The organism is Singulisphaera rosea, from assembly GCF_054877945.1.
The window spans coordinates 16,425-41,571 of sequence record NZ_JBTYIP020000048.1 but is presented as its reverse complement, the minus strand read 5'-3'; the positions used below and the strand labels follow the sequence as shown (position 1 = coordinate 41,571).

At 65.6% G+C, this 25,147-nt stretch carries 21 protein-coding genes; 9 read left to right on the top strand and 12 right to left on the bottom strand.

Features of this window, described 5'->3' with window-relative positions; translation table 11 throughout:
* The 3 genes from ACYOEI_RS39430 to ACYOEI_RS39420 all read right to left on the bottom strand — a co-directional run.
* The coding region (locus ACYOEI_RS39430; protein WP_462856053.1) for a hypothetical protein at nucleotides 1-440 on the bottom strand (440 nt) is incomplete at its 3' end.
* 256 nt (nucleotides 441-696) lie between these two features.
* Complete coding sequence (locus tag ACYOEI_RS39425; protein ID WP_462856052.1) at nucleotides 697-1,935, bottom strand: ISAzo13 family transposase; 1,239 nt, start codon at nucleotides 1,933-1,935, stop codon at nucleotides 697-699.
* A 36-nt stretch (nucleotides 1,936-1,971) separates the two neighbouring features.
* Entirely contained in the window at nucleotides 1,972-2,991 is a 1,020-nt protein-coding gene (locus tag ACYOEI_RS39420) for an ISAs1 family transposase (protein ID WP_462856050.1), read from the bottom strand.
* 656 nt (nucleotides 2,992-3,647) lie between these two features.
* Between ACYOEI_RS39420 and ACYOEI_RS39415 the strand changes: the two genes are divergently transcribed.
* Nucleotides 3,648-5,168 carry an RNA polymerase sigma factor gene (locus ACYOEI_RS39415; RefSeq protein ID WP_462856048.1) on the top strand — a complete coding sequence of 507 codons (1,521 nt, stop codon included), beginning with the start codon at nucleotides 3,648-3,650 and terminating at the stop codon, nucleotides 5,166-5,168.
* A 140-nt stretch (nucleotides 5,169-5,308) separates the two neighbouring features.
* Here the strand turns inward: ACYOEI_RS39415 and ACYOEI_RS39410 are convergent, their stop codons facing one another.
* The 3 genes from ACYOEI_RS39410 to ACYOEI_RS39400 all read right to left on the bottom strand — a co-directional run bounded on the left by ACYOEI_RS39410 (nucleotide 5,309) and on the right by ACYOEI_RS39400 (nucleotide 8,026).
* On the bottom strand, nucleotides 5,309-6,496 hold the full coding sequence (locus ACYOEI_RS39410) for a hypothetical protein (RefSeq protein WP_462856046.1): 1,188 nt from the start codon (nucleotides 6,494-6,496) through the stop codon (nucleotides 5,309-5,311).
* Between the two features lie 71 nt (nucleotides 6,497-6,567).
* Entirely contained in the window at nucleotides 6,568-6,858 is a 291-nt protein-coding gene (locus ACYOEI_RS39405) for a hypothetical protein (RefSeq protein ID WP_462856045.1), read from the bottom strand.
* A gap of 121 nt (nucleotides 6,859-6,979) precedes the next feature.
* Nucleotides 6,980-8,026, bottom strand: a complete 1,047-nt coding sequence (locus ACYOEI_RS39400; protein ID WP_462856044.1) for a hypothetical protein — start codon at nucleotides 8,024-8,026, stop codon at nucleotides 6,980-6,982.
* A 263-nt stretch (nucleotides 8,027-8,289) separates the two neighbouring features.
* Here ACYOEI_RS39400 and ACYOEI_RS39395 point away from each other — a divergent pair, with 263 nt between their 5' ends.
* Nucleotides 8,290-9,201, top strand: a complete 912-nt coding sequence (locus ACYOEI_RS39395) for an alpha/beta hydrolase family protein (RefSeq protein ID WP_462856043.1) — start codon at nucleotides 8,290-8,292, stop codon at nucleotides 9,199-9,201.
* Between the two features lie 27 nt (nucleotides 9,202-9,228).
* Here the strand turns inward: ACYOEI_RS39395 and ACYOEI_RS39390 are convergent, their stop codons facing one another.
* The 3 genes from ACYOEI_RS39390 to ACYOEI_RS39380 form a co-directional block, all read right to left on the bottom strand.
* A complete protein-coding gene (locus tag ACYOEI_RS39390) occupies nucleotides 9,229-9,363 on the bottom strand; it encodes a hypothetical protein (RefSeq protein ID WP_462856042.1) in 135 nt (44 codons plus the stop codon).
* 222 nt (nucleotides 9,364-9,585) lie between these two features.
* Nucleotides 9,586-11,043 (bottom strand): hypothetical protein, encoded by a 1,458-nt coding sequence (locus ACYOEI_RS39385; RefSeq protein ID WP_462856040.1) that lies wholly within the window; start codon nucleotides 11,041-11,043, stop codon nucleotides 9,586-9,588.
* A 25-nt stretch (nucleotides 11,044-11,068) separates the two neighbouring features.
* Nucleotides 11,069-11,812 carry a MerR family transcriptional regulator gene (locus ACYOEI_RS39380; protein WP_462856039.1) on the bottom strand — a complete coding sequence of 248 codons (744 nt, stop codon included), beginning with the start codon at nucleotides 11,810-11,812 and terminating at the stop codon, nucleotides 11,069-11,071.
* 324 nt (nucleotides 11,813-12,136) lie between these two features.
* Between ACYOEI_RS39380 and ACYOEI_RS39375 the strand changes: the two genes are divergently transcribed.
* Nucleotides 12,137-12,691 (top strand): YqgE/AlgH family protein, encoded by a 555-nt coding sequence (locus ACYOEI_RS39375; RefSeq protein WP_462856037.1) that lies wholly within the window; start codon nucleotides 12,137-12,139, stop codon nucleotides 12,689-12,691.
* Between the two features lie 35 nt (nucleotides 12,692-12,726).
* On the opposite strand, the gene ACYOEI_RS39370 is transcribed toward ACYOEI_RS39375, so the two are convergent.
* On the bottom strand, nucleotides 12,727-14,112 hold the full coding sequence (locus ACYOEI_RS39370; RefSeq protein ID WP_462856035.1) for an MFS transporter: 1,386 nt from the start codon (nucleotides 14,110-14,112) through the stop codon (nucleotides 12,727-12,729).
* A gap of 290 nt (nucleotides 14,113-14,402) precedes the next feature.
* Here ACYOEI_RS39370 and ACYOEI_RS39365 point away from each other — a divergent pair, with 290 nt between their 5' ends.
* The 3 genes from ACYOEI_RS39365 (at nucleotide 14,403) to ACYOEI_RS39355 (ending at nucleotide 17,242) form a co-directional block, all read left to right on the top strand.
* Nucleotides 14,403-15,275, top strand: a complete 873-nt coding sequence (locus ACYOEI_RS39365; protein WP_462856033.1) for a PDZ domain-containing protein — start codon at nucleotides 14,403-14,405, stop codon at nucleotides 15,273-15,275.
* On the top strand, nucleotides 15,275-16,156 hold the full coding sequence (locus tag ACYOEI_RS39360; RefSeq protein WP_462856032.1) for a PDZ domain-containing protein: 882 nt from the start codon (nucleotides 15,275-15,277) through the stop codon (nucleotides 16,154-16,156). Before ACYOEI_RS39365 ends, ACYOEI_RS39360 begins: the two co-directional genes overlap by 1 nt.
* Nucleotides 16,157-16,804: 648 nt before the next feature.
* Nucleotides 16,805-17,242 (top strand): MarR family winged helix-turn-helix transcriptional regulator, encoded by a 438-nt coding sequence (locus ACYOEI_RS39355; RefSeq protein WP_462856030.1) that lies wholly within the window; start codon nucleotides 16,805-16,807, stop codon nucleotides 17,240-17,242.
* 432 nt (nucleotides 17,243-17,674) lie between these two features.
* Here ACYOEI_RS39355 and ACYOEI_RS39350 read toward each other — a convergent pair whose 3' ends face one another.
* Both ACYOEI_RS39350 and ACYOEI_RS39345 read right to left on the bottom strand, forming a co-directional pair.
* A complete protein-coding gene (locus tag ACYOEI_RS39350; RefSeq protein WP_462856029.1) occupies nucleotides 17,675-22,639 on the bottom strand; it encodes a M56 family metallopeptidase in 4,965 nt (1,654 codons plus the stop codon).
* A gap of 150 nt (nucleotides 22,640-22,789) precedes the next feature.
* Nucleotides 22,790-23,170 carry a BlaI/MecI/CopY family transcriptional regulator gene (locus ACYOEI_RS39345; RefSeq protein ID WP_462856027.1) on the bottom strand — a complete coding sequence of 127 codons (381 nt, stop codon included), beginning with the start codon at nucleotides 23,168-23,170 and terminating at the stop codon, nucleotides 22,790-22,792.
* A 180-nt stretch (nucleotides 23,171-23,350) separates the two neighbouring features.
* On the opposite strand from ACYOEI_RS39345, the gene ACYOEI_RS39340 reads away from it, so the two are divergent.
* The 3 genes from ACYOEI_RS39340 to ACYOEI_RS39330 all read left to right on the top strand — a co-directional run bounded on the left by ACYOEI_RS39340 (nucleotide 23,351) and on the right by ACYOEI_RS39330 (nucleotide 25,137).
* On the top strand, nucleotides 23,351-24,043 hold the full coding sequence (locus tag ACYOEI_RS39340) for a Uma2 family endonuclease (protein ID WP_462856026.1): 693 nt from the start codon (nucleotides 23,351-23,353) through the stop codon (nucleotides 24,041-24,043).
* 292 nt (nucleotides 24,044-24,335) lie between these two features.
* Nucleotides 24,336-24,662, top strand: a complete 327-nt coding sequence (locus tag ACYOEI_RS39335; protein ID WP_462856025.1) for a type II toxin-antitoxin system HigB family toxin — start codon at nucleotides 24,336-24,338, stop codon at nucleotides 24,660-24,662.
* A gap of 61 nt (nucleotides 24,663-24,723) precedes the next feature.
* A complete protein-coding gene (locus tag ACYOEI_RS39330) occupies nucleotides 24,724-25,137 on the top strand; it encodes a helix-turn-helix domain-containing protein (RefSeq protein WP_462856023.1) in 414 nt (137 codons plus the stop codon).
* The last annotated feature ends 10 nt before the right edge of the window (nucleotides 25,138-25,147 follow it).

The window sequence follows — 25,147 nt, the reverse complement described above, 5'->3', positions numbered from 1 at the left end:
CGGAACTGAGTCCGCTGCAGCGCAGGCTCCTGAGCCTGTTGCGAATGACGGCGGCTTATAACCGCTGACGTGGCGACCGCCGGAAATTCGGAGAAATTGAATGCCGGATGTGCGGAACGTAGGCTGAAAGTAAAGCTTGGCAGGGAAATCTCCTCCTCATCGCACTCTTCTCTCTCGTCGCGATCTCTCTCCTCGGCCGCGTGGACGGGATATTCGATGTCTACGGCAACCATCAATCCCATGTGAATCTGGCTAGCCAACTCCGCGATCTGCTGGATCGTGGCCGTCTCGAGGTCAAAGCACGCAAGAGCGTCGGCAATCGAGGCGAATGATGGGCATGGTTGACATAGTTTCTGAATTGTCGAACAGTACTCCCTTGCTCCCGACAAATCGTTGCCAATCATTCGTGCGATTTCGCCGAGGGCCTCCGATTTCTCCATCGTTACACCTATTCTTCTTTCTGTAATTTCCGAAAAGTGTATCGATATAGTTGGATGACGGTGCAAAGCCAGCGCATGTCAAACCGCTTGCGGAGACAGGACTTGTGTAAGGTGGTCCGGATTTAGCATGCAGGACATCATCTTTCCGCGGAGGCTATCCTTGTCAGGATGACACTTGAGCAGAGTCACGGCGAACCGACGTAGCCAGCTCAAATTGTTGCCCAATTTAAGTCGGAGTTGTCGCAAAATAACTTTGTCAATTTATTTGCGGCTTGGGTTGTATCGTGTAATTCCATTCCCCATGGAATTCATCTCTTGTGATCCGCACACCGGCTAGCTGTTTGTCCGTGACTTTAATGCCTTTTGGATAGTGATTTTCGTCCAACTCTGCTTTGATGTGCAGGCCGGCTCGAGTCTTGGTATTCCCGATCAGATTCACGATGACCGCTCGACTGACCAAAGGTTTACCTCGCCAATTCTCTGTGATATGGCAGAACATGCGATGTTCAATCGAGTTCCATTTGCTTGTACCCGGAGGAAAATGACATACCGAGAGACTTAACCCTATGTCATCCGCCAACTCCTGGAGGGCGACTTTCCAGAGTCGCAGACGGCTCCAATTGCTGCCGCCAGAGTCGGCTGTTATCAGAAGTTCCTTGGCGTGAGGGTAAATCCTCGAACCCATCCTGGACCACCAACGTCTCACCGACTCTGTGGCGAACCGAGCGGTATCGTGATCGATTCCTACACTGACCCATCCGGCATTGGCCGTCAAATCATAAACGCCATAGGGAGCGACTTTCCCAAGTTGTTTGTCTTTGAAATCCTTGGAGCGCACCTTTTCGGGCTGACCGTTGGGGCGCCATTCGCTACCGGGATACTTGAAATCTCCCACCAATTCCTTCTTTTTTGTGTCCACCGAGACGACCGGTTGCCCACGATCTTGGAAGAACCGCACACGGTGGTAGATGTGCTCGAACTGGGCATTGCGATCCGGATGGGACGTCCCCTCAAGGGACTTGTGATTGACCTGGAGACTATAGTCCATCTCCTGAAGCAGTCGAGCCACCGTATGATGGCTGACAGGATGACCCTGACGGACAAGTGCCTCGGCAAGATTTCGAGTACTCTTGCAGGTCCATCGCAAGGGCGATTGAGGATCGCCGGAAGTGGTCGGTTCGACGAGTGCTTCGAGATCTTCAAGCAAAGTCTGGTCGGTTTCCTTGAGGCGATGACGGCCGCCCCCTGGGCGACGGATTCGCCCTTTGGCGAGTGTTGGATTGGACAGCGGCTTGGGAGAGACTTCAAGTTCCGCCAAGCCTGATTGGATCGTAGGTCGAGACAGCCCTGTCGCTTGAGCTACAGCGGTGATTCCACCCCATCCAATACTCGAGGCTTCAGTGGCAGCCCACCAGCGCCGCATCCTTTCGTCCATGATGGGCTCCAGGGCTTCATATTTCTGACGAATGTCGGCAATCAGTTCAGGATCGACCATTACACCAGTATACTGAATTTGCGGAATTTGACAAAGTTATTTTGAGACAATCCCCAACGTCCGTTCCTTGGTCTGGCTGGCGTCTTCTCGGAAGTTCACATCTAGCACCCAGTGCATCGAATCGATCCCCCAATGGCTACGGACCGCTTCGCCGAATCGCTTACCGCTGAGATACCGGCTGCTGATATAGTAACGCACCTCGTCCGAAGTTGTCCCATCGGCATGCTCCGTGATCCTCAGCGTATAACCGATGGCCTTCACCCAGGGCCAGTCCTTCCCGACCGCGAAATCACGCGGGACCTTCGTGAGGCAGTAGGAACGCTCGTCGATGCGACCATGCCCCGCGTTGCGGGTCTCGTGGCATCGATACCGCAGGTCCGCGAGGTCGCGTTCCAAATGATCGCAGAAGAATGTCTGGATCGCTTCCATCAGCTTCGGCTGGTTGTTCTTCACCGCGATCACGCAGTCGCCCTTACCCTTGACGATCTGTTCGACGATATCCTTCTGGCAGCCCATCGCGTCGATCGTGATGATCGTGTCTTCCAGTTCGATCGCCTTCAGGAGTTGAGGGATGGCGGTGATCTCGTTGGACTTGGCATCGGTCGCGACCTGCCCCAGCGCGATCCCTTCTTCCCTGGCCCAGGCGCTGACGATGTGGAGCGCCCCCAGGTCCTTGGACGCGACCCTGGACCCGCGACAGGTCTTGCCGTCGATGGCGACGAGTCGATCGGGAGATTCGTCGTCGCTCACCATCGTCTCTGCGACCCAGGCCTGGAAACAACGTTGGAACGCTTCCGGCTTGAGCACGATGAGCAAGCGTCGGATACAATCGCGCGAGGGGATGCCGTTGGGGAGTTCCAGGTGTTGGGCGAGCCAGGGTTGGCGATGTTTGGCCCATCGGTGGATAGCGGTGGGGCCATCGCACCCGCAGATGATCCCACAGATCGCGATGACGGCGATATCGGCGAGTCGGTGTTTGCGATTGCGCGTGTGGCGAGGGTCGGAGAGCGATTCGAAGTAGGAGCCGATGGAGCCGACATCGACGAGCTTTGGCACGGGAAACGTCCTGAGTTCGGTGGGATTGGGACGCCCTAGCCCTAAACCAAGCGTATCGAAAACCCTCTCACGCCCCTCCAACTTGGATTTAAGGGGTTTTGGCAACGGCACTTGCGCGAGCGTGTGCGTTTTCGAGTGAGCGCCTCTTCGATTTCCATAGTTTCGTGGCATGCCTTGTTTTATAGGGCGCAGATCGCTGTCATCCCTATGTCATCGTGCCGGGTACGCTTGTTTTAGGCCTAGCCAAGATGGGAGTCGCAGCGACCCAAGCTCATTGACCGAATCCAGGATATCGAGCCGAGGCGCATCGCGCCAGGCCTCATAAACCTTACAGGTCTCACATTTATGCGCGATGGCCGTGCCACTTTCCCGCCATCGCTTTCCCTCCTCAGAACCATCAATGTAGCTTAACAGGCGGTCCGATACGCGGTCTCCCCTATTCGCTACATGCGAGACCGTTTCGCCGGGTAAGGGCCGTTTGGGGCATCGGTGATGTTCCGAGACAACCCTTGCGCGATTCTTACCGAAGTGCCCGTCACGTCCCGCTCGTTGGCGATTTCCGGGCGATGGCTTGAAGAATTCGCGTATGAAACCGGGGCTGGGCGTGCAATGTAGGTATGGAGGCGGGGGCGACCCGGTTCGGCGAGGGGTGGCGGATGAGCATGTCGGGGCCTGGGCTTGGGGCATCGTCGGGCGACTTGCGGACGCTCTTCGAGGCGGGGGCGGTGGGTACTTTGTCGGACGGCCAACTGCTCGAGCGATTCGTCGTCAGGGGCGATGACGTGGCGTTCGAGGGGCTCGTGCGGAGGCACGGGCCGATGGTCATGGGGGTCTGCCGTCGCGTCCTCGGGGAGCCGAATGACGCGGAGGATGCCTTTCAGGCGACGTTCATCGTGCTCGCCCGCAAGGCGGCGACGGTCTTTCCCCGAGAACAGCTCCCGAACTGGCTTTACGGGGTGGCCCGGCGGGTCGCGACGAGGGCCAGGGGCGTGGCGCTTCGACGGGGGGCGAGGGAGAGGCCGGTGGGGGTGCTGCCCGAGGTCGAGGCGTCGCCCCGGCCCGATGAGGCGGACCTGCGCGAGGTGCTCGGCCAGGAGATCGACCGCCTGCCGTCCCGTTACCGGATCCCGATCATCCTCTGCCACCTCGAGGGCAAGGGGCACCAGGCCGCCGCCGACCAGCTTGGCTGGCCCGTCGGCACGCTCTCGGGACGGCTCTCGAGGGGCAGGGGGATGCTCGCCAAGCGGCTGACCCGTCGGGGCGTGGCCCCCTCGGCCGGGGCCTTGCTCGCATCCCTGTCATCCCGGCACGAGGCTTCGGCTTCCGTGGCCGACGCGCTCGTCGGCGGGACCATCCGGGCCGCGGGCGTGTCCGCGGCGGGCTCGGCGCCGGGGTTGGCCTCGGCCTCGGCCGTTTCGCTGGCGGAAGGAGTGTTGAAAGAGATGCTGATGACAAAGATTCGGGTCGGGTCGTGGCTGTTGGTCGCGGCGGCCCTCGGCGTCGGGGCGGCGGCCCAGGTGGCGGAGGCCCGCAGGACGACGCGGGCGGCCGAGGTCGGTGATGCCTCGCAGGCACCTCCCCCCCGGAAAGATCGAGACGTTCGAGGAGCGGGGGCGAAATCGCTGATCCAGGGGATGGATTGGGCCCTGACCGCGGTGGACGTCGACAGACGTCGCGTCAGCGCACTGACGCGGTGGACGTGGAATTCGTTGGCCAACGACGAGTTCGCCAAGTCGAGCCTCCGGACCGGGCTCCACCTGTCGATCCGCGACCTCCCCGTCGCCAAGGATGCGGAGATCCTGATCGAAGGGAAGCCGGGGACGCTCGCGAACCTCGCGATCGACAAGGAGACGTACGGGTTGCAGGCGATCCTCTGGCTCTCGGAGGACGGGACGACGATCACGAAGATCGAGGCGAAATCGCAGAATGCTTACTTCTTCCTGAAGGCCGTGGATGCGGCCAGGAGGGTCGTCACGGTCGGTGTCGGTGCCTCGGATCGGCTCGGCCTCCGGGAGGAGCTCCGGTTGGCCGACGACGCCAAGATCTTGATCAGCCGAGGCAAGTCTCGAGTCGTCGAGGGCGGAATCGCCGACCTGAAGCCGGGTATGCGGATCTCTTTCGAGCTGGCGACCGAGGGGGGGCCGATCGCCATCCGGGGGATCCGGGCGGAAGAGTGACAGGGATCCCGGGCCTCGGTCTTGCTCCGTGGGGCCGAGGTCGCAGGATGGTGGATCTCATGGTGCGCTCCCGCGAATCTCGCCGGAGATCGTCCCCGAGGCGTGTGACTCGGGATGGGTCCGGGTCCTGAAACAGAGCCTCATTTCCCGAGGTCGTGCATGTTGAATCGCTTGAGCAGGCTGGGTTTCTTGGCGTGTTCCTGGCGGAGCTCGAGGATGCGGGCGTCGGCCTTGGCGGTGCGGCCCGCTCGCTCGGCGAGCTCGTGGAGCGCGACGAGCAGGTCGACGGCCTGATCGTAGCCCTTGGGCTGCTTCGTGGCGATCAGGTCGTCGACCTCGCGCCAGGCCTCGGCCTCGCGACGGGCCAGGCCGTCGAGGTACTTGGCCCGCTCCTCCGCTTTCTTGCGGGTGCGCTCCGCCTTCTCCTTGGTGGCGAGCTCGGCGGCCTCGCGGGCCTTCTGTTCGGCGATTGTGTCGCGGGCTTTGAGCAGTTGCCGGATGGTCCGGCCTCCTGCGGCGGCCTTCGCGGTTCGCTTGCCTCGGGGGGCGGTCGCCTCGTGGTATCGTTTCCACAACTCGGCATGGAGCAAGGGCCCGGCCTCGTCGATGAGGGCGCGGAGCAGGTATTGGTCTTTGTCGGCGACGGGGAGTGCCTTGATCCACCTGGCCAATTCGTCTCGTGAGGGCGCGGCCGGAGGCTTGCCTTGGCTGCCGGCCGCCGCGGCCTCGATCAACGCACCATCGATCCGCAAAAAGTCCGCCAACGCTCGGAGGGGCGCCGAGAGATTGCCCAGGCCGGGAGGGACGGGGGGCTCTTCCTGATCGTCGTCCTCGTCGACGTCGCTTTCCTCCCGCCAGCCGTTTGCCGAGAGCGTTGCGAGCCAGCCCAGGTAGAGGGCCCGATAGTCGCCCCGGAGGATGTCTGCCCGGAGGGGGATCAGCGAGGACAGCAACTCCTCCTCGCCCTCGAACCAGTCGTCGCCCGACTCGTCTTCGGACGAGAATTCGAGGACGACGTTCTCTCTCCTGGCTTCGAAACGCAGGTGCTCTTTGTCGCAGTAGGCCGAGGCCGCCTCCTCGTCGAAGAGTCGTTTGGGAATGCGGAACATCACCCTGCGAGTACCCCAATTGGCGAAGTAGACGAACGCGTCGAAGTAGTCATGCATGAGGGCAACGGGGTTGCCCTTGAAGTCGCCCCATTGATACGTGTTCGTGAAGCTCGTCGGGGTGATCTCGGCCCGCGTCGAGAGGTCGCGCAGGTCATCCATCTCTTCCCGGTTGAGGGGCCGATCGATCGTGCGGAACTCGTAATATTGATATTCGCTCATGACAGGAATCTCGCGAGGCGTTCAAATATAGCGGCGTGAGGAGCTATCTTCGGTGATTGAGCCACTCGGCCTCAAGGGAGGCGTCTCCGGTGATCGACGTCCCACAGTCGGTAGCCGAAGTCGATGTCGAGCAGGTTGGGCTTGTGGTTGTTCAGGTTCCCGCCGTTGTCGCGGAGGTCTGGGCCGACGGAGTAGATGATGAGGCCGTCGTCGGTGCGCTTCAGCCGGAATGGGGCGGGGATGAACGGGTCGAGCGGGAGTTTGACCGAGAGGGCTTCCTCGATTTGCGGGATCGACTCGGGCCATCGTCCTTGGGCTAAGCGATAGCATTCGGCCGCGAGCATCACGACGGAGATGCCCATAACTGCTCACAGATTCGCATGAGAATCCACGACGGTCCGTAGCGCGGGGATGAGCAAGTATGCGGGCTGATCGGTGAACCAGGAGAACTTCTGCTTGCTCCGGGCGGATGCGACGGAGAGGCTACGCTGCCAACGCTCCCAAAGGGGACGTTGCTCGTGCAAGGGTTTCTTGGCGATCTCCACCGCCTCGGTGAGGATGCGGAGGCTGATTCCCTGGCCGTTTCGAAAGATCAGCTGCGTTCGATAGGAAGGACTCGGTGGGTTCGGCTGGACTCCCCCGGTCGTCGAGGGAGATCACCCCGAGGTCGAGGTTGTGGAAGAGGATGTACAGCGTGGCTCGCTCCCCCCGGCATGCATGGAGACTGAGGGGCTCGAGGGCCTCGGCGGAGAGGGCCGTCTGCATGTCGGCCAAGGCCTGGTCACTCGGCTCGCCTCGAGCCAGGACGCGTTCGACGGCATTGGTCGTGAGCCGTTCGATCGACAATCGCACGAGTTGGCTGATGGCAATGGGTTCGTCGCCGAGGGATCGGCCGGCATTGAGCAGGGCGTGGCAGGATTGGAGTGCACCGTCGGCGTCACCGTCCTGCGCCAGGGCGGTCACGTCGAGGTCGAGCAGTCGAGCCACGTGGCGGACCGACTCGGCGTGGGGCAGGAGCGTATCGAACGGGTTTGGCTGCAGCGTGAAATCGTTACGCCCCTTCGGGTGGTCGATCAATTCTCTGGCCAGGGATACGGCGTCGTCGACCCGCTCGAGCTCGGCGCCAACGGCGTCGGCCTGCTCGTCGGTGAGCAGGGTGTTGGGGCGATCGATGGGGATCGCGTCTCGGAGTGCCAGGCCCCGGAGCTGCGACCAATCGGGCGAGCCTTCCGGTTTCTTGGGAGGCTGGTTCGTCCATTCGTCGGGGAGGACGTCGATGATCTCGGCGACGAGATTGGCGCTGTTGGTCTCGTCGCTGAGGACCTCGCGGCGGGCCTCGATCTCCTCCCACCTCCAGCCGGGATCGAGGCGATCGGCCTCGGCCTCGGCTTCGCGGACGGTTTCGGAGACATAGTAGGGGATCGCCAGGACCGCGCCGACGAGACAGAGGGTGGCGAATACGCCGAGGCCGATGAGGGTCTTGAGGACGGGAAAGGATCGTCGGGTCGTCTTGGGATGGTTCGTGGTCACGTGGAATTCCGGGGATGACAGCGGGTTCCGAAATTCACCCTCTCCCAAACGACGCGGGCCTCGGGCGGAAGGGTGGGGGGAGTCGTTGATCAAGGTGCTCGGCTTCGACATAAGAGTCTGCGAGCGTCATCATGCACGATCGGCGAACTCGTCCGCGAGAGGCCGTCTCGGGTGGATCTCGCCTCGACACGCGACCTCGCGACCGCGAGCCAATCGAGGAGGCACGCGGTCGCGGGCCTCGTCAGTCATGACTATGCTATCGGATGATGAGACATCAATCCTGGATGACCTTGATCCTGATGCTCCTGGCGGGGTACGGCGACCGTGGCGCCGGGCCTCCGCCCTCGACGACGCCGGTCCCGGCCGGGACGAGGGGACTTGGGATCTCGGGGGAAGTTTATGCCGAGGCGCGGGCCGGGTTCAAGACCAGGCTCCTACGCCGGGGACCTTCGCCGGGATCCGAAGGGACACTGCGGACGCCGAGCGGGGCAATCGCGATTGAATATGTCTCGGGTCCGTTAAGGTTGAAGGCCTTTGCAACGCCCGACCCCGGCGATCGCCGGAGACGGCCGGCGGTGCTCTTCCTGCACGGCGGGTTTGGACTTGGCGAGGCACACTGGGAGATGGCTCGGCCGTTTCGCGACGCCGGGTTCGCGGTCATGATGCCCGCCCTCCGCGGCGAGAACGGCCAAGAGGGGGACTTCACCCTCTTCTACGACGAGGTCGAGGACATCCTCGCCGCGGCCCGAGCCCTCTCGGCCCTGTCCTACGTCGACGCCGATCGTCTCTACCTCGCCGGTCACAGCGTGGGCGGGACGCTGACGATGCTCGCGGCGATGCTCCCGAGCGTCCGGTTCCGGGCCGCCGCCTCGTTTTCGGGCTCCCCCGACCAGGTGGACTACCTACGCGGTCGGGCCAGCCTCGTCCCCTTCGATGCGTCCGAATTCCAGGAGTTCCGGCTCCGCTCGCCGGTCGCCTTCGCTTCGAGCTTCCGGTGCCCGGTCCGGCTCTATTTCGGCGACGAGGAGTATTGGGTCCAGGCCAGCTCCATGCGGACGGCCCTGCTGGCGAAGCAACACGGGATCGACGCCGAGGCGGTCGAGGTGCCGGGCGACCACGCCTCGTCCGTGCCCGAGTCGATCCGCCGCTCCATCGCGTTCTTCCGATCGAGATAATCACCGCCCTTGGCGGAACGCTCGACCTCAGCGGACGGCCTGCAATCCGGGCAAGGCCTTCTGCAAGGCCTCGACGGCCGTATCAGCCACGGAGGTTTTCTGGAGGAAGAGCTGTTTCAATTTTGCGAGGCCGGCGAGCTTGGCGAGGCCCGCGTCACTCATACGGGTGTCGCTGAGGTCCAGGGCCAATAGGTCCTTCAATCCGGCGAGGTGATCGAGCCCCGCGTCCGTGACGTCCGTACCCCTCAAGGTCGGCCGTATAATAGATATAAACATATCGAGACAATTGATAGGTAAGCTTTGTCTCCAAGCCTGGGGCATGCGCTGCCAGGCGACATTTTGTCGCTCCTCCGGACCTGGGAGGAGGGATCGCGGGCCGTGGCGTCAAGGGAGGCGTCGCCGCTGGGGGACGTCCCAGAGGCGGAAGCCGATGTCGTAGTTCTTCGCGTCGAAACTCTTGGGGATGGTGAGGTTTCCGCCGTCGTCGAGGCCGTCCGGTCCGACGGAGTAGACGAGGAGGCCGTCGACGGTCCGCTTCAGGTGGAAAGGGCGGGGGGCGCAGGGGTCCTGGGGGAGGGTGATCGAGAGGGCTTCTTCGATCGACTCGATGGACTCGGGCCATCGGCCTCGGGCTCGGCGGTAGCGTTCGGCTGCGATCGTGACGACGCAGGCGCCTAGGCTGGCTCGCCGTCGGTCCTGAGCATGGGCGAATGCGTCCATCGCTGGGATCATGAGATAGGCCAACATGCCGCTGAGCTTGTCGATTTGGCTCTTGGTCTTGGGAGACGTGTCGGCCCGCCACTGCGCCCAGAGCGGGGGCTGTTCGTGAACGGGCTTCTTGCCGATCGCGATAGCCCGGTTCATGAAGTTCAGGCATATGCCTTGGTTGTAGCGATACATGAGGTGGCCGCGGTGGGTGATGACCGAGGGTGACCAGGGCCCGCCAGCCAACTGGCCGAGTGTGAGTTCTCCGCGATCGAGCTTGCTGAAGAGTTCATAGAAGACAGCCCTCTCCCCTCGCAAGCCATGGAGCAGGATGGGTTCGTTGAACTCATCGGTGAGCGAGCCCTGCATGATCGCCAGTGCCTCTTCGGATGGCTCTCCTCGGGCCAAGGTCCGCATCACGGCACGCGTGGCGAAGAAACTCTCCGCAATTCGGACGAGTTGAGAGATGCTGAACGGCTCGTCGCCGAGCGACCGGCCGACGTTGAGCAGGGCGTGGCAGGATTCGAGGGCGCCGTCGGCATCCCCGTCTTGGACTCGCGCAGTCACATCGAAGTCGAGGAGCCGGGCCACGTTGCGGCCGTTCTGGGCGTGGGGCAGGGGCGTTTCCAGGGGGTTCGGCTTCAAGTCGAACTCGTTGCGACCCTTCGGATAGTGGACGAGCTCCCTGGCCAGGTCCAGGGCCTCGGCGATGCGGTCGGACTCGGCCCGGACGGCGTCGGCCTGCTCCTCGTTGAGGAGGACGTTGGGGGGATCGATGGGGATCGCGTCGTAGAGGGCCAAGCCCTGGAGCTGCGACCAGTCGGGGGGCCCTTCGGGTTTCGGCGGGGTCGTCTTCCAGTCGTCGGGGAGCGCGTCGAGGACCTCGATGACGACAAGGGCCCCGTTGCTTTCATGGGGAATGACTTCGCGACGGGCCTCGAGCTCGCGGAGCCTCCAGCCGGGGTCGAGGCGGTCGGCCTCGGCCTCGGCGGCCCGGGCGATCGCCTCGACGCGGAACGGGACGTAGGCGATCCCGCCGAGGATGGCGAGGATGGCGAGCACGCCGAGGCCGATGAGGGCCTTGAGCGTCGGGAAGGGGCGTCGTCCTTGCTCGGTCTTGATGGCGTCCGTGGTCATCGTCCCTTCCCGGAGATTGGGAGGCTCAGGCGTCGTGCTTCGGCGTGGCCAGCGCCTGGCCGATGTACTCTATCATCTCACGCATGGGAGCCATGTCCATGCCGTGGATGGTCGACTCGTCCTGATACATCGTCTGGAGCGATCGCGCAATGCCGGGGTCGCCGCCGGTGAACTCATCGACGAGGGCCTTCCAGCGCCCGGCGAGCGACCGGACCGTCGGGCTGGTCGGGTCGGTCCCCTTGTCCATCTCGGCCCGGACCTGGGCGATCAATTCGGGCCAGGCGGCCTGCTCGACCTCGCGGATCCGCTCCGGGCCGACGGCCTGGGCACGCCGCCGGAGCATTTCCAACTGCTCTTCGGTATAATACGTTTCGAACATGGTCATCTCCTTGATCACGTTGAGGAATTCGTCGACGGGGGCCTCCCCCGCCCGCGCCAGCATCCCCTCGAGCGCCTCCAGGCGTCGCTTCAGACGCCCGAGGTGCTCGATCTGCTCGTCGAGCCGGGCGACGTGCAGCCCGATCACCCGGGCCGGTGAGAATTCGGGGTCGGTCAGCGCCTCGCGGACCTGCTCCAGGCTGAAGCCCAGCCCTCGCAGCGACGCGACCTGCTGGAGTCGCTCGACGTCGCGAGCGGCGTAGAGGCGGTGGCCCGACTCGGTGTGGTGCGACGGCACGAGCAGGCCGATCTCGTCGTAGTAATGCAAGGTCCGCACGGTCAGGCCCGAACGCCTGGCCAGCTCGCCGACCTTCCAGGGCGGAGGCCGCATGATCGTTTACCTCGAAGTCCCTCCCGATCGTTCACTCGCCCGCGACGTCCCGGGCCGAGGCGCCGGCGAAGGGCCCTCGGGAAAGGTACGGCCTCACGTCGCGTGAGGATCAAGGGCCCCGCTCACGATTTTTCGTCGATTGGTCGAAATTAAATAGGAGGATGTCTTGAATGAAACGCGCGAGGCGCGCCCGAACCGTGGCTTCATGACAACGCGTGTCGAGGAGGTGGCCTTCGGCCTGAGGGACCGGTTATACTCGGCGGTCGAGCACCCGCGCCGTCTTAAACCCTCTGGCTACCGGCCCTCGAGCTTGGCGACCCGCCCATGGAATCTTTGAAAGGCCATCTCCTGGTCGCCAGCCCGAAGCTGATCACGCCGGTCTTCACGAAGACGGTGCTGCTGATGCTCGAGCACACCGAGGAAGGGGCGGCGGGCGTCATCCTGAACCGGCCGACCGACGCGACGGTCTCGGACATCGCGGAGCGGATCTTCGACGAGCCGTTCGAGTGGGATAAGGCCGTGAGCCTGGGCGGCCCCGTGCCCGGCCCTTTGATGCTCGTCCACGCCGAGGAAGGGCTCTCCGACCAGGAGATCCTGCCGGGCGTTTATAACACCGTCGACTCGGACAAGATCCGCGAGATCCTCCGCAACAAGACCGAGCCTTCGCTGATCCTCGCGAATTACGCCGGCTGGGGCCCCGGCCAGCTCGAGGGCGAGTTCGAGGAGGATTCGTGGCTGACGCTGCCCGCCTCCCCGCGTCACGTCTTCTGGGAAGGCGAGGCCGACCTCTGGGACGTCGTCATCAAGGCGATCAACGCCGCGCAGCTCTCGAAGCTCCTCGGCCTCAAGAACGCCCCCGAGAACCCGGCGGTGAATTGAACGTTCGCCGGGCCCCTCGGATGGGACGCATCACGTCAGTCCTGGAGGCTCGGCACGGCCCCGGCCATCGGCTTGGGGTCGAGGTCTCCGGCACTCTCGCGCCGACCGAGACCGAGCGAGATGATGATCGTGGCCGAGATGGTCATCGACACGCAAAGGAAGATGATGCCGGGCGTGAACGACCCGGTCTGCGTCTTGACCCAGCCGAGGACCTTGGGGCCGACGAATCCGCCGAGGTTGCCCACCGAGTTGATCAGCCCGATGCTCCCGGCGGCGGCGGCCTCGGTCAGGAAGAGGTTGGGTAGCGTCCAGAAGGCCGGCAGGTAGGCTTTCAAGCCCGTGGCCGCCACCGTGAAGAGCACGATCATGAGCGGCAGCGGATGCTGGCCCAGCGTGCAAACCAGGGCCGCGGCCCCGATGTAGATCGGCACCGCGGCGTGCATCCTCCGCTCGCTGGTGCGGTCCGAATTCCAGCCGACGAATCGCTGGCCGATCAGCGAGCCGAGCGCGGGGAACAGGAGGAGGTACTGCAACTGGTCCTTGCTCAGCTTGTACCAGTCCTTCAGGATCGTCGGCAGGAACGACTCGATGCCGTAATTGCCCGTCACGATGAAGAAGTAGGCGGCCGCCAGGATCATCACCTTCGGGTGCCGCAACGCCTCGGCCCAGCTCATGTGCGCGCCGGTCGACTTGTGCAAGGCCTTCTCGCGCTCGAGCTCGTCGGCCAGCGCCTCGCGCTCTTCGGGGGAGAGCCAGTTCGCTTGCCGGGGATGGTCGGTGAGGAAAGCGAGGACGATTAGCCCGAGCACGACCGCCGGGATGCCCCAGGCGATGTAGACCCACTGCCAGCCCTCCAGGCCGAGGAACTCGGGGTAGTGGACCGTGACGCCCTCGATCGTCTCGCTGGAGCCGATCTTCAGCAGCGGGTACGAGAGCAGGGGGCTGGCGACCTGCGCGATCGGCGTGCCGATCAGGAACCAGGAGAGGGCCCGGGCCCGGTCTCGGCTCGGGAACCAGTGTGTCAAGTAGACGATGACACCGGGGAAGAAACCCGCCTCGGCCAGGCCGAGGAAGAATCGTGCGGTGTAGAAGTGCCAGGGCTTGGTGACCAGAGCGGTCAGCGCCGCCATGATCCCCCAGGTGACCATGATCCGGCAGATCCACTTCCGCGCGCTCCACTTCTCGACGAGCAGCGTCCCCGGGATCTCCAGCAGGAAGTAGCCGAGGAAGAAGACCCCGAACCCGGTCCCGAGCACGTCCTCGTTGAAGTTCGGGATGTCTTGCTTCATCGTGTCGAAAGCGATCGCCACGTTGTTGCGGTCGACATATGCGATGACGTAGCAGAGGAAGAGCAGGGGGAGGAGCCGGCGGTAGGCCTTCATTCGGGCCCGATCCAGCGCGTTCGTCGGGGAGGTCGACATGGGAGGACGCTCGCTGAGTGTTGGCGGTCACCAGGAGGAGAGATCGCGCCCGAACATTGACCCGTGCGACACCCGTGACCCGATCGCACTCCTCGTTCGGCCTTGGAAGACGAAGTTACCGCGCCGCTCGAGGGTCCGCAAACCTCCAACGCCGATTCATCCCGACTTCCGGAAAGGTCGAAAACCCCGGTCGGGCACGGTTTCCGGCCGGCCGGCTTCGGCGTAGACTGAAAAAGCAGCGGACCGCGATCGCAATAGAATGACTCGGACACCGAAGGCGAAGCGCACCCATGAATCGAAGACCCTGGCGGCTCGGCCTAATTCTGGCCCTGTCGGCGATGGCGCCGGCCCCCGGGCCGGGCCGGGATCCGGAGATCGGCAAGTCGTACCGAGTCCCTTACCGGCTCACCGACACGAACCATTTTTTGGTCAGGGTGCGGGTCAACGGCAAGGGGCCGTTCAACTTCCTGGTCGACACCGGGGCCCCGGCCCTTTACGTCTCGACCGAGACGGCGAAGAGGGTCGGCCTCGTCGCCGCGAAGGATAGCTTCTGGACCAAGGTCGACCGCCTCGACTTCGAAGGCGGGGCCCACCTCGATCGCATCAAAGGCCGCGTCGAGGACCCGTTCCAGCTCATCGGCATGAACGCCCTGGGCTTGCCGGGCGCGTCGATCGACGGCATCCTCGGGTTCACGATCCTGGCCCGGTTCCGCCTCGAGCTCGACCCGAGCCGGGACCGGATGACCTGGACCCGGCTCGACTACGAGCCCAAGGACCCGCCCGTCCCGGACCGAGCCCAGGGAGAGGCCCCGCCGGCCGAGATGCAAGCCATGAACATGCTCGGCCCGGTCGCCAAGTTCGCCGCGGCCCTGGTGGGCAAGCAACCCGAGGAGCAGCTCCACCCGCGCGGGTTCCTCGGCCTCGAGCTGGCCGAAGCCCAGGGCGAGGTCCGGGTCGCCCGGGTCCTGGCCGACAGCCCCGCATCCAAGGCGGGCGTCCAGCCCGGCGATCGCCTCGTCCGCCTGCTCGGCCGCGAGGTCGACGGCCTGAAGTCCGCCAGGGAAGCCGTCGCCACCTTGAAGCCCGAAGACCGGGTCCCGCTGCTCGTCGGGCGCGGGGCGAGCTCTCGAGAACTGACCGTCATCGCCGGGGAGGGCTTCTGATGCGGACTTCGATCCACGACCTCGCCTTCCTCGCCCGACGCCGGGCCGTCCTTGTCCTCCTGGTCGCCGGGCTCCTCGCGATCGGCCCCGGCCCGACGCCGGCCCCGGCCGACGACCCCCCGGCCGCCGAGTCCAAGGGGGTCGTCCCCTTCGAGATGCTCGCGACGAACCATATGGTCGTCCGCGCCCGGATCAACGGCAAAGGCCCGTTTGCCCTGATCTTTGACGTGGGTGCCCCGATCACCCTGCTGAGCAACAGCGCGGCGGTGGCCTCGGGCACGATCAAGGAAGACGCCCCGCGCTCGTTCCTGTTCTCGATCCGAGGGGAGTCGGAGGCCGAGTCGATCAAGGTCGGCGACCTCACGGCCAAGAACGTCCCGATCATCGTGCTCGACCACCCGCTCCTGAAGGTGATGAGCCAGATGCTCGGACGCCCGCTCGATGGGATCATGGGGTACACGTTCTTCGCCCGGTTCCGGACGACGATCGACTACCAGGCCAAGACGATGACGTTCGAGCCGGTCGACACGAAGGTCCGCAACCTCATGAAGGACCTCCCCGACCGCCTGGCGGGCCCTCGCGTGGCCAAGCACCGCGTGCTCGCCCCCTCCGGCCTCTGGGGCGTCGACGTCGCCGAGCCCGAGGACGCCCTGTCCTCCCCCGGCGTCCGCGTCCGGGCCGTCCTCGACGACTCCCCCGCCGCCGTCGCCGGCCTCAAGCCCGGCGACGTCCTCACGACGCTCGACGGCCGATGGACCTCCTCGGTCGCCGATACCTACGCCGCCGCCTCGACCGTCACCCCGGGCCAGGCGGTGCCGGTCGTCGTCCTCCGCGACGGCCAGGAACTCACCCTCTCCGTCCGCCCCGCCGAGGGCTTCTGACGCCGCTTTCCCCAGCGAGCCGGCGCGAGCCCGAAGCGCAAGCGAGCGAACCTCATCACGAAAAATCAAGAAGTCTTCGCTCGATTGTGTCTTTGGCTCGTCAACGGATGTTGAGAATCTGTCCCGAATCCCGTTGGCTCAAGGGGCGAAATCGGTGCTGGAAGTGACGGATCAAGGGTAGCACCGGTCGGAACAACCGGGGTCGCGCAGCGACAAGAGGCCTACCCCCGTGACATCGACCTCCACGGCAACGCGGTCGACGGAACAATCAGGCGAGCGCGGACGGGGCGCAAGTCCGTGTTTAGCGAGAACCTTCGATCTCGATGACCTGACGACGACCTCCTGTCGCTGCGCGACCCCGGTTGTTCCGACCGGTGCTACCCTGATTACGCAGGAGCAACACCATACAGCCGACTTGTGCGACAGCAACGATCTCGCGACATGAGCCAACAGGTTCCGAGACAGAATCGAACTCGCATCTCGGCGCGACGACACACATTCCTGGAATCTGGGGATATTTGTCCGGCAGCTCCTTCCCCTTTACCTCGGGGCGTCGGACAATGGGTGCATTACGGCCCCGATCGTACGTGGGCGTAGCACGATGGTCCGGTGAAGGACGCGACCGTGGTTACGGGACACGACTTCGCGATGCATTTGCGAAGTGCCTACCTGACGATGCACCGGATTGCCAACGTCCAGTTCGCGAAGTTCGGTGTAACGGCCGACCAGTTCGTCCTGCTCACGGCCCTGGCGAGGGAAGATGCGGTCACCCAGCAGGAGCTCGTCCGACGCAGCTCCTCGGACCCTAATACGGTGAGGGCCGTCCTGATGCGGCTGGAGAAGCAGGGCCTGGTGACCCGCGAGCCGCACGCGACGGACGGCAGGGCGCTGAGCGTCTTGTTGACGGAGCGCGGGCGGCAGTTGCAAGAAGAGCTCTGGCAGGTCAACCAATCCTTCCAGACCAACTTCATCTCGCTCTTCGCGCCGGAGGAGATGACGACCCTGCTCACCTACCTCGACCGGATCGCCAAGTCCTCGTCCACTACGAAGAAGCGCTCCCCCCGATCGCGCAACCCCCGCCCGTGAGCTCCAGTCCCGTAGGTTTACCCTGTATTTATAGATCCACGATCATTCATTTCTCGTTACCACGGTCCCCGTGGGAATGCCGTCTTGCACGCTCTGCGTGCCGTGCCGCGGACCTCGAAGTGCCGCCGTTTGGGGAACTCACGCACCCCGGTCGGCTCGAAGGCATCGAATCGAACCCGTTGATGTTGCGATCGGATCGGAGCTCATTGTGGGAAGTTTGGACGGTCAATCCCGCCGTCTCGGGTGGGATGGACGATCGCCGCCGGTTGGCTTTCCGAGGCCGACCGCGACGACGCGGAGCGTCCAAAACGGCATTCCTACGGGGACCGCAGGAACGAGATATTTGCAGATCGTGACTTGTGGATAATTGGTGGGCCCTGTGCGGTAGAAATCGCCCGTCGAATCACGTCGATTTCTTAATCATTGGGATTGTTACTTGAAATAAAGTGCGCCGACATCGGTCGTCTCCCCCGGCCGGACCGGGGCCTTGGCCGAGGCGATCTGGGTGAATGAGCCGGATATGTTCCGGTCGGCGATGAGGACGTAGTCGCGCCCGACCGGGACGCCCTCGACTCGGAAGCGGCCGTCCCGGTCCGAGGTGACGAGCGGGAGGTGCAGGCCGAAGTCGACGATGGGGCTTATATTTGTGCGAATGTTCACATTTGCGACCGGCTTTCCGGCGCCGTCGACGAGGCGGCCGACGATCGTCGCCAGGGGTTCGAGCGTCACGACGGCGGGCTCGTCCGTGTCGCTGTCGCTTCGGGGGCGGACGTCCGCGACCTTGCCGAGGGCGCGACCGTCGTGGCGGATCAGGATCGTGCGGGCTTCGTCGGGTCCGAGCTGGTTGACGGAGAACTCGGAGTCGGCGACCGGCTCGAGGTGGTGGATCGAGGTCCGTCCGTCGACCTGCGTGCCGTCGACGGGCACGCCCTTGGGGTCGACGACACGGACGCGGACCGAGCGGCCGGGGTCCATCTCCAGGTCGAGACGGACCTCCTCGCTCGGCGAGGTGGGGTCGATCTCCTTCATGGAATAAGGCCAAGATCGGCCTGCGTTGATCGGGTTGTTCCAGGTGGGGAAACGGCCGTCCTTGTCGAGACCCTTGATGGAGTCCGCCCCCACTCCGCTGCGGAAGGGGAGCCTGCCGTGGTCGACCCCGACGATCGCCCGGCCGGGCAGGCCGAGGAGCCGGTACGTGCCGTCGGCTTTGCTCTGATACCGATCCTGGCGCGGGTCGCCTTGGAAGGTGCCTCCCGAGAATTCGGGCAAGGCCTGGACGTAGACGTTGTCGAGGAACGGGAGGTAGTAGAGGCGGGCGGCCTCGATCGGCCGGCCGGTGATCTTGTCGGTGACTCGGCCGGTGATCCAGAGGCCCTCGTGGAGCTCGACGTCGAATGTCACTGGGCCTGCGCCGGGCGGGTCGGGGAGGTCGACCACCCTGGAGAAGAGCGGGAGATCGTCCCCGGGCCGGACGGTGATTCGGTTCCCGGCGCCCTTGGGCAGTCCGTCGAGTCGGTAGTGGCCCTGGTCATCCGTCGTGGCCCGGAGCCCCTGGACGCCGCCGCCGAAGCTCGAGCCCGCGAACGCTTCGCTCAGGACCTCGACGCCCTCGAGCCCTCGGCCAGTCTTCGCGTCGCGGACGACCCCCTCGACGGGGCGACTTGTCCTGGCCGTGATCGTGGCCTCGGACCCGTAGATCGTCACGGGCTTCGGCCCGAACCGGGAGAGGAACCCGGGCGCGGAGATCGGCTCGACCTTCCGCGTCACGATGGTCCACTCGCCGAGGGCGACGGAGGGCCCCTGGAGCTTCAGCGCGACGACCCGGTCGGGGCCGATCCCGTCGAGCCGGAATCGGCCTTCGCCGTCGGTCGAGACGGTGCGAGGGAGGCCCTCCGGCCTCGGGTCGAAGACGAGGCCCCCGCGGACGTCGGCGTCCCAGTCCGGCTTCCCCTGGCGGGCCGCTTCTAGCCAGGGGGAGAGGTCGCCGGACTTCGCCTTCTGGATCCGCTCGACGGAGACCGACGCGCCGACGACCGGCTTGCCCTCCGGGTCGATGACCCTCCCGACGATCGGCACGGCGTCAGGCCGTCTCGGGGCCTCGGCCTTCTTCGGTTCGGCGGCCTTCGGCGCGGGGGCCCCGGCGCGTCGGCCGGTCGAGACGTCGAAGGTCCCGAGGTCGACCACCTGGCCCGCCTCCGCGGCGAACCCTTTCTCCGACAACTCGAACGGGCGGAACTTCTCCGGCGCGATCGGGGGGTAGCTGTGGATGAGGCTGCTCTTGGCCATGACGACGAACGTCCCCCCCGGCGGCAGCCCTTCGGCGCGGAAACGGCCCTGGTCGTCGAGCGGCACCCCGGCGAGGTGCATCGCGGACAAGGGGTGCTCACCCCCCCTGACGAGCCGGATGTCGACCCCGCCCGAGGCGGGCTTGCCTTCGGCGTCGACGAGCCGACCGACGACGGTCGCGCTCGGGCGGAGCACCACCGTGCGCTCCCGGCCGACGTCGGGGTCGGTATCGCGGACGACGGTCACGGCCCCGAGCTTCCTCGCCCATTGCCCGACGACGACGGTCCGGGGCTTCCCGGGGTCGATCCCGCCGACCTTCGCCCGGGTGTTGGCCCCGAGCGTGTTGTCGCCCACGAGACCGTTCACCGCGGGGAACCGGCCCCAGGCTGCCGCCCCTTCCACCGGGACGCCCGCCTCATCGACGAGGCGGATCGTCAGCGAGGCGCCGGGGTCGGCCGCGAGGTCGTAGCGGGCCGACTCGGCCCCAGCGGGTGGGTTGACCTCCTTCACGACGTTGAGAGCGGTCGGCCAGACGTGGTTGTAGGTCAGCAAGGCACCTCCCTCGCCGCGCCCCTTGATCGCGTCCGCTCCAATGCCCAGGCGATAGGCGAGGTCGAAGCTCTTCGCCGCGACGACCCCACGCCCCGGAAGGGCAACCACGCGGAAATTCCCCTCCGCGTCGGTGCGGTATCGCTCGCCCGTCCATTCGAAGGAGACTCGGCCCGTGTTGAAGTTCCGGTAGGCCCGGGCGCGGTCGTTGTCGAGGAACGGGTAGTAGTGGATCGCCGCCCGGACGGGCGCCCCGGTCCGGACGTCGGCGACCTTGCCGGTGATCCAGATCCCGCGCTTCAGCTCGATGTCGAACCGCAATGCCGCGAGCCCAGGCCCGTCGCCGACCTTCAGGTCGTCGGTGATGAAATAAGGCTGGTCGAGGGGCGGGTAGACGGCGAGCGTGTGCCCGCCCGCTTTCGGCAGGCCGACGAGGCGATAGCGGCCCTGCGTGTCGGTCACGGCCGAGATGCTCCCCTCGATGCCCAGGAACGACCCGGCGAGCTTCACGGCGGTCACGATCGCGCCGGGGATCGGCGCCTTCGTGTCCAGGTCGCGGACGACCCCTTCGACCGGCCTCCCCGGCGGGACGACGACGGTGCTCTCGGCGCCGTAGTAAGCCGGATCCTGTATGGACGGCCCGCCCCTGCCCGGTCTTTCAACCCGACCCATGCGCCGGGTGATCACGTTGACCCGTCGTAAGGCCGCGGTCGGGCCGGTGATCTCCAGGATGGCGAGCCGGTCGCGGCCGAGCCCTTCGAGGCGGAACCGGCCGTCGGCGTCGGTCGTGACCGGGCCGGGCAGGGCGGGATCCCCATCGCGCAAAACGGTGTCGCTCGGCGTCGGCAAGTAGTTCGAGGTGGGCATCTCCTTGAGGGGTTTGGCCTTGCCTTCGAGGACCTGGAACCAGCGCTCGAAATCCGGGGCGGGGGGTGGCGGATAGAGCTGATGGATCCGCACCGAGGCGCCGGCGACCGAATTGCCTTCCAGGTCGACGACCCGGGCGACGATCGGGACGTCGTCCCCTACGAGCGTCAGCGCCTGGCCGTCCTTCGGCCCGTCGGGGCCGATGGTCATCGGCCCGAATCCCCGGGCCGAGGCCGTGATCGCGGTCGACCACCAGCGGTCGGGGCTCTGCGGCTTCTCGCTCGAGCCCGTGTCGGGCGGCTCGAACGACAAGGAGAATCGCCCCTCGGCATCCGTCACGGCCCTGGCCAACTCCTGGCGCTCGTTACCCCAGTCCCAGCCGATCGACCCGACCCACGTCGGGCGATACCGTGAGGCGGTCACCAAGGCGCCTGAGACGGGCTTGCCCGACGGGTCGACGACCCGGCTGCGGACCGTCCGCATCTTGCCCTCCGCACGCTCGGGCTTCGTCGGGGCCTTCTCGTCCGCCGAGGCGGGGGCCGCCGCGCCGAAGCCGAGGAGGCCGGCCGTGAAGGTGCCGAGCAGGCCCGCCAGCAGGGTCGCGGCCACCGCCTTCGCCCCGGCCCGGGTCGACAGGGCCCGGCTCGGGTCGAGGATCCGACGCACCCGGACGGCCAGCATCGACCGCAAGGCGATCATCCCGACCCCCGAAGGGGCGACCGGCGGGAGCGTCCGCTCCGCCAGGTCGAGCAGCAGGCCCGCATACCGGGCGCGGTCGGCCCCCGACTGCACCACGACGTCGTCGCAGACCTCCTCGGCCGTCGCCTCCATCCGCCTGGACAGGGTCCAGAGTAGCGGCTGGACCCAGAGCAGGGCGGTGCTCGACCTTCGGATCAGGTTCCACAACGGGTCGCGACGCGCCAGGTGGGCGAGCTCATGCACGAGCGCCTCGCGGAGGTCCCCCTCGGCGTCCTCCTCCGGCAGCAGGATCGTCGGCCGCCAGAGCCCGTCCAGGCAGGGGCTGTGCAGGAACGGCGTCCGCAAGAGCCTGGGCGTCCGCACACGGAGCCCTCGGGCGAGCTCGCGGCAGAAGCTTTCCGCGTCCGGCCCCGCGGGCACGGCCGAGGCGCGGAGCCTGAGCATCCTCGCCTGCGCGACGACCAGCCGGGCCACCAGCACGGCCGAGACCACGAGCCACGCACCGAGCCCGAGGCGGATCCCGGTCGAGACGATCGTCGCCCGATCCAGACTCTGCGGCCGTTCCGGGGCGGGATCGGGGGTCGTCGGGATCCATCGAGGCCTCGCCCGGTCGGGACTGGTTCCCGAGACCGGCGAAGCCTCGGTCGTCGCCCTTGCGAGGCGGAGGGCCCCATCGGCCCCCGCTCGGCCGGCCTTAGTGACCTCGCGAGGCGCCGGGGCCTCGGGCGTGATCACCTCGGAAGTCTCGCGGTCGGGCAGTCGGATCGTGACTCCGTGGTAGCCGGCCAGGGCCAGCAGCACGGGCGCGGCCGGGCAGAGCAGCACGGCGACGAGCGTCGTGCGGTAGACGGCCGACAGAACCGCCGCGCCCCCTCGGCGTTTCAACGCCCGGCCGGCCAGCAGGCCGGCGGCCAGGAGCACCGTCGAATGGATCAGCCACCCCAGGGCCAGCTCCGCCGGGGCACTCGGCCCCCTCGAGACGATTTCCCACCCCATCGTCGGAACCCTCTCTCACCAAGGAAAGGATCGATTCGGCCTCATCTCCACACGCTTCGATTCGAGGAGAAACCGCCATCGACGCCCCACGTTGCGCACCGCGAGGGGCCGAGAGTCGACGTCTCGGAGTTGACACGGTCTCGCGGTCGATCAGTCCCGGCGCTCCCGGTCGATCATCCGCCGGAGCTCGTCGAGCTCGTCCCTCGAGAGCTCTTCGCTCTTGAGCAGGTACGACACGAGCCCGCCGACGCTCCCGCCGAAGACCCGGTCGAGCACGTCCCGCGCGGCCTTGAGCTTGACCTGGTCTTCCTTGAGCCTGGGCGTGAACACGAACGTCCGGTCCTCGGCCTCGTGCCCCACCGCCCCCTTCGCCTCGAGCTGCCGCAACAGCGTCTGCACCGTGCTGTGCGCCACCGCCTCCGTCTCCGCCCCGTTCAGGACGTCCGTAATCTCCCTCGCCGTCGCCCGCCCCCGATCCCAGAGCACCTGCATGATCCGGAGCTGCATCCGCCCGAGCTGCGTCTCGTCCATCGCCACCCCCTCCTGGATCGGATGTCGTTTACTTTGGTAAATCTATCGAAGTAAATCAAAAGGTCAAGGGCCTGGTGGGGACTTGATCCGGAATGATGTCGTGGCCTTGTTGACCCGGTCAACCGGCGGGTAGGCTTGGAGGGAGTCGCATTCGGGAGCCGATCGAGGAGGATCCGGTCGATGTCCGAGCCCGTCCTGGTGGTTGGCCCGCCTCGACCGTTGGTCGAGGGCGAACGGCTCGATCAACCGACCTTCCACTCTCGATATGAGTCCATGCCGCCCGGCGTCCGGGCCGAGCTGATCGGCGGAGTCGTCTTCATGCCCAGTCCGGTCGGCCGGGCCCATGGCCGGGCCCATGTCTCCACGGTCGTCTGGCTGAGCTACTACGCGGAGAACACGCCCGGCCTCGAGGTCCTGGACAACGCCACGACGATCCTGGGATGGAGGAGCGAGCCGCAACCTGACGCCTTGCTTCGCATCTTGCCCGAGGCCGGCGGCCGGACCCGCCTCGATCGCGGATACGTGCGCGGGGCCCCCGAGCTGGTCGTCGAGGTGGCCAAGGCGACCCGATACGTCGACCTCGGCCCGAAGCTGGCGGACTACGAGCAGGCCGGGGTGCTCGAGTACATCGTCCACGCCCTCGACCCGGACGAGATCCAGTGGTTCGTGCAAGGGCAGGGCACCCTCTCGCGGAGCGCCCCCGACCCCGACGGCCTCCACCGTTCGACGACCTTCCCCGGCCTCTGGCTCGACCCCCAGGCGCTCCTCTCGGGCGACACCCGCGGGCTCCGTGCGGTCGTCGACCAGGGCCTCGCCACCCCCGAGCACGCCGAATTCGTCGCCCGCCTCGCCGCCGCCCGGCCCCTCCCGTAACGCGTCGGCCGTGCGGCCGAAAGCCGGTGATGGGGCTTGCTAATCCCCTCTACCGCCCCTTGGATCGCTTTCGCCACAAGGTGGGGCGGATCACCAAGCGACGGGCAACGCGCAATCATCCGGCCGAAATTGTAGCAACAGCGGTTTTTTGTGAAGGAGGACGCGGGAGGCCAGAGGGGTCGCCCATCGCCCTGCGGAAGATTTCGAAGAAATTATGTGAATTACTAATAGATTTTCAGGATGATCGAAGTGACACGAAGCTGCCAATGATTGAGCGGGCGACGTGGGGTGGATGATGACCGACGCGAAGAACCCGAAGAACCGCCTGATCTCTCGCCGGAAGGTCCGGGAATTTCTCACCAGCCACCCCGGAGCCAATCAGGATCGTGATGTCCTCTTCCATTGGTGCAAGCTGGTCGAAGCGTCGGACTGGCGCAACTTCGGAGACGTGCGCAGCCTGTTCGCCTCGGCGGACCAGGTTGGCGAGAGGGTCATTTTCAACGTCGGGGCGAACAAGTATCGCTTCATCGCCCAGGTCCGATATCGTAAGGACAACGGCGCGAAGGTCTTACTCCGGTGGATCGGGACCCACCGGGAATACGATCGGCTCAACCGTTAGGGGAGGGCCGTCGTCCCGGTCGAAGGTGTTTTCCTGGGCTTCAACATAAGGGATTCCGAACATGGCTCCTTCTGCTACCGAGAGCCGTTACCTCGAACTCGTCCGCCAATTCCCGCTCCGGCCGATCCGCTCCGACGAGGAACTCGCCGCGGCAATCGCCCAGATCGACTCCCTGCATCCGCTCGAGGGTAATGCATCGCCCCTCACGCAGGATGAATCGGACTACGAGGATGTGCTCTCGACCCTGATCCATGAATACGAGGCCGTCCACGACCCACTCCCCAGCATGACTCCGCACGAGGCCTTGCAGTTCATCATGTCCGAGAATGGCTTGACGCTCCGCGCGCTGGCCGAGCAGACGGGCTTGCCGCTCGCGATCCTCGGGGCGGTCGCGTCCGGCAAGCGGCCCATGAGCCCTCGGGTCCGGGAGGCCCTCTGCAAGCGGTTCCGGGTCCTGCCGGAACTGTTCATCTGAGGATCCCTCT